Consider the following 4,350-nt stretch of genomic DNA (forward strand, 5'->3'; position numbering starts at 1 on the left):
CGCGGCGGACCCACCGTCGCCGCCCGTTCGCCTCAACTTCGGAAGGCCCTTCCGGAGCCCCATCGCCTTCGAGCGAAAGGCAAGGGAAGTGAGCTAAACGTTCTCCACTAAAGCTCGGCAAGTCCACTCCAAGGCAAGTTCGGTTGCTTTCATCTGCGATGACGACCCGTGGCACCTCTAAAGTGGAAACTCGGTGCCAATACCAATCTGGATCAGTTTGGCGACCGACAGACACTTCTATGACCGCCAGCACAGGGATTTGCGTCGTGCTTCAGAGAGTAGCCCGATTTCCCATTCTCAGGATCATCGAGGGCCATGAGGGCCCTTGATAATACATGACTTCAGGAGGACCATGACCATGGACGAAATACGAACCGAAAAAACACCAACGGGCACACACACAATAATCAATCGAACCGAAACCAATTCCTCTGGCGGAAACGGGACCATGTGGTTTCTGTTGGGTGGCATTGTGGTTGTGGTTGCAATCGTTGGCTATCTTGTGATGGGTAACGGGGGTCTGCCGACATCGGATGCGTCTCAGCCAGCGGGTGGCAATGTGTCGATCAATGTTGAAACGAGCGGCACCCCGGCAGAGCCAGCACCAACCGAAGCTGCACCAGCCGAAGCCGCGCCGACCCCCGCGCCAACAGAGACGGCCCCCCAGGCCGATTAACGTTCAATCTTGACGAAAAAGAATCACGCGCGTTCCGCCAACTTGGTCTTGCTATCAGGTATTGCCTTGTAAGAAATTGGAACGCGCGAGCAAATTTAGCTTTCATTCACCTCAACAGGGTCCGTCATGATCCAGATAGTCGATGTCAAACCCAGCGAACGCCTTTAGCTCCTCGAAATCGTCGATAGTCACGCGTCCCTTCTGGAAGGTGACAAGCCCATCTCGCCGCATCAGTTGCTGGGGCGACGGTTCGTTTCATCAACAGGCTTGGCGCTTAGGTTATTTCTGCCGCGCTGCGACTTGGCATACGAATGTGTGAGTTGTCTTGCAAACCGAGCACCGAGCCTTCTTACTATGTAACACGGTGATCGGATGACCGCTTTTGGTATCGAGCGCCCGGTGGACCGCACTTCACAAGACAAAAGGAAGCCTGCAATGAAACTCTTAGCATTCACCACAACGGCTCTCGTTGCCTGTCTGCCCGTATATGCCTCGCCGGGAGATGGCCGAGATTACTACGGCCATATGTGGGGTGGCGGTTACGGCCACAGTTTCTTCGGAGGGCTCTTCATGCTGCTCTTCTGGGGCGCTTTGATCGTGATCACGATTTTGGCCGTTAAGTGGTTCATCGATCGCGACAATGGAAGCACTGGACGGGGCCAACGCAGCGGTTCAGCCGAGCAGATTTTGCAGGACAGGCTCGCGAAAGGCGAGATTGAGCCCGAAGAGTACCGGGAGCGCATGAAAACCCTGCGTGAAGATGCCTGACTTGCTAGCGATCTAATGGTCCGAGCTTGTGATAAATAGTTGTTCTGCTGATGCCAAGGATACCGCTCACCCGCGGCAAGTATCGCCTTGTTGCATCGGTGGGCACGGTACCGTGCCTAGCCAGCATCTCAAACAGCGATCGTCCGGGCTTCGGTGAATTCTGACCCCGGGCGAGGAATGGCTCAACATCCCGGGAGCCACCGATGAAGATTTCTAGAGACCAAGCGAAGTCCTAGAAAAACCATAGGGAAGCGATGGGTATGCATTCTGGCGCCGCAGCTGTCCGGGCAGTCAAACCTCCCATCGCTTCATTGAAAGTTCCAGAGATCAACGCCACTTCAGTCAGCGTTAAAGAATAGATACGGCCCGCAGTTCAAACGTCTGCAGGCCGTTTTCGATCTGTCGTTTACATCATACCGCCCATGCCACTCATGCTCTCCATATCGGGCATACCGTGACCGCCTGATTTTGCGGGTTTGTCGGCAACCATCGCCTCGGTTGTGATCAAAAGTCCTGCAACCGATGCGGCATATTCAAGAGCAATCCGGACGACTTTAGTCGGATCGATGACGCCGGCTTTCAACATGTCTCCGTATTCTTCCAGCTGCGCATCATAGCCAAACGCCTTGTTGGTGTTTTCAACGATCTTCCCAGCAACGACCGACCCATCAACACCTGCATTTTCCGCGATCTGGCGCAGGGGTGCCTGAAGTGCCTTGCGAATGATGCCAATACCAGCCAGCTGATCCGCATTGTCGCCTTTGAGACCGCTCAGAATTTTACCCGCATGCACCAGTGCCACACCACCGCCTGGCACAACGCCTTCTTCAACAGCGGCCCGTGTCGCATTCAAGGCGTCATCAACCCTGTCTTTACGCTCTTTCACTTCGATCTCTGTCGCTCCGCCGACTTTGATTACTGCAACACCACCCGCGAGTTTCGCGAGGCGTTCCTGCAGCTTTTCCTTGTCGTAGTCGGAGGTCGTTTCTTCGATTTGCGCGCGGATCTGAGTAACGCGTCCAGCGATGGCGGCCTTGTCACCCGCCCCGTCAATGACGGTTGTGGTATCTTTGGTGATCGTGACTTTCTTGGCATCTCCAAGCATGTCCATTGTGACAGTTTCCAGCTTGATGCCCAATTCGGCAGAAATCACCTGTCCTCCCGTCAGGATGGCAAGGTCTTCCAGCATTGCCTTGCGACGATCACCGAAACCGGGTGCCTTAACAGCCGCTACTTTCAAACCACCGCGAAGCTTGTTCACTACAAGCGTGGCAAGCGCTTCGCCATCAATGTCCTCGGCGATCACCAAAAGCTGTTTGTTCGCCTGAATGACAGCCTCAAGCAGCGGCACCATAGGTGCCAAGGATGACAGTTTTTTCTCGTGTAGAAGAACAACGCAATCTTCCAAGTCAACCGTCATTTTTGCGGTGTCGGTGATGAAATATGGGCTGAGATACCCGCGATCAAACTGCATGCCTTTGACCACTTCGGTCTCTGTTTCCAGGCCTTTGTTCTCTTCGACGGTAATAACGCCTTCATTGCCGACCTTGGCCATCGCGTCTGCGATCTGTTGCCCAATTGCCGTCTCGCCGTTGGCAGAGATGGTGCCAACTTTGGCGATCTCAGCCGTGTCACCCACGGGGCGGGACATCGCTTTGACTTCAGTTATGACGGCTGCGACGGCCTTGTCGATCCCGCGCTTAAGATCCATCGGGTTCATCCCTGCAGCAACCGCTTTCATGCCTTCTTTGACAATGGCCTGCGCTAAAACTGTTGCCGTGGTTGTGCCGTCACCTGCCTCATCATTGGTGCGCGATGCGACCTCGCGGACCAGTTGCGCACCCATGTTCTCAAAGTGGTCCGAAAGTTCGATTTCTTTGGCGACTGTGACGCCATCTTTGGTGATGCGCGGTGAGCCATAGGATTTGTCAAGGATCACATTGCGGCCCTTGGGGCCAAGCGTGACCTTTACGGCGTTTGCGAGAGTATTGATGCCCTTGAGAATGCGGTCACGGGAGTCCGTGCCGAATTTGACGTCTTTTGCAGACATGTCGGTATTCCTAAATGAAAACTATGTGAAAGGGGTAGCGTCGTTCAGGCCATAATGCCAAGAATGTCGCTCTCCTTCATGATCATCAGTTCTTCACTGTCGATCTTGATTTCAGTGCCGGACCATTTGCCGAAGAGAATCTTATCGCCAGCTTTGACGTCCATGGCAATACGCGCACCGGCCTCGTCCTTTGCGCCCGCACCGACTGAAACTACTTCGCCTTCCTGCGGTTTTTCTTTGGCGGTTTCAGGGATGATGAGGCCGCCTGATGTCTTTTCGTCGCCTTCAATGCGACGCACCAAGACACGGTCATGGAAGGGGGTAAACGACATGGAAATGCTCCTTTTGAAGATTTCCGGGTAGGGGTGGCATGCTTAGAGACTCATTGGCACTTGCCACACCTGAGTGCCAATGAGTGAAAGGTGGTGATCTTTAAAGGTCGCTACAATAGGTCGCTGAACTATATTTTTGCAATACTCGCTTTTGGAAGTTGGGCGACCCAATGTCCGATCTGAAGGCGCTATTTGACCTTCTTTCCTGCAATCGCCAGCGCAGGCTTGAGGGACTTTAGTTGCTCAGTGACGCCCGGCTTAATCAGATGTGGCTTTCCAATCAGCCGGTCGGAACTTACGATGTGTGCATGGTAAAAGGTCTGTTCCCGCTTACGGCTCTTTTGATGGGTTCCGCGTTTCTTTTGTTCGCTGGAGGCATCAATGGGCTGATCCTGCCCATCAGGGGCGAGTCGGAAGGCTTTACGGCTGCCTCGCTCGGTCTCCTAGGAACTGGATGGGCTTTGGGCTATGTGGCTGGCTGTCTACGCACGCCTGCGCTCGTTGCGCGTGTAGGCCATATCCGC

General features: G+C 54.3%; 4 protein-coding genes and 1 pseudogene. 3 read left to right on the forward strand and 2 right to left on the reverse strand.

All coding sequences use genetic code 11. The annotated features are described in order from the left end of the window. The first annotated feature begins 358 nt into the window (after positions 1–358). Both AC221Y_RS20820 and AC221Y_RS20825 read left to right on the forward strand, forming a co-directional pair. A complete protein-coding gene (locus AC221Y_RS20820) occupies positions 359–676 on the forward strand; it encodes a hypothetical protein (protein WP_486708278.1) in 318 nt (105 codons plus the stop codon). Positions 677–1,111: 435 nt separating this feature from the next. Then, on the forward strand, positions 1,112–1,444 hold the full coding sequence (locus AC221Y_RS20825) for an SHOCT domain-containing protein (RefSeq protein WP_486708279.1): 333 nt from the start codon (positions 1,112–1,114) through the stop codon (positions 1,442–1,444). Positions 1,445–1,850: 406 nt separating this feature from the next. Here AC221Y_RS20825 and groL read toward each other — a convergent pair whose 3' ends face one another. Continuing rightward, complete coding sequence (gene groL, locus AC221Y_RS20830) at positions 1,851–3,494, reverse strand: chaperonin GroEL (RefSeq protein ID WP_486708280.1); 1,644 nt, start codon at positions 3,492–3,494, stop codon at positions 1,851–1,853. A 44-nt stretch (positions 3,495–3,538) separates the two neighbouring features. Beyond that, positions 3,539–3,826: a co-chaperone GroES gene (locus tag AC221Y_RS20835; protein ID WP_486708281.1), complete on the reverse strand. Its 288-nt coding sequence runs from the start codon at positions 3,824–3,826 to the stop codon at positions 3,539–3,541. 308 nt (positions 3,827–4,134) lie between these two features. Between AC221Y_RS20835 and AC221Y_RS20840 the strand changes: the two are divergent. After that, a pseudogene (locus tag AC221Y_RS20840) lies at positions 4,135–4,350 on the forward strand (MFS transporter); the annotation flags it as partial.

This window comes from Boseongicola sp., from assembly GCF_057460485.1.

What these genes read in the sequence shown, in the direction of transcription:
- AC221Y_RS20820 (WP_486708278.1), top strand. Translation starts at nt 359, where the DNA reads ATGGACGAAATACGAACCGAAAAAACACCAACGGGCACACACACAATA.
- AC221Y_RS20825 (WP_486708279.1), top strand. Translation starts at nt 1,112, where the DNA reads ATGAAACTCTTAGCATTCACCACAACGGCTCTCGTTGCCTGTCTGCCC.
- groL (WP_486708280.1), bottom strand. Translation starts at nt 3,494, where the DNA reads ATGTCTGCAAAAGACGTCAAATTCGGCACGGACTCCCGTGACCGCATT.
- AC221Y_RS20835 (WP_486708281.1), bottom strand. Translation starts at nt 3,826, where the DNA reads ATGTCGTTTACCCCCTTCCATGACCGTGTCTTGGTGCGTCGCATTGAA.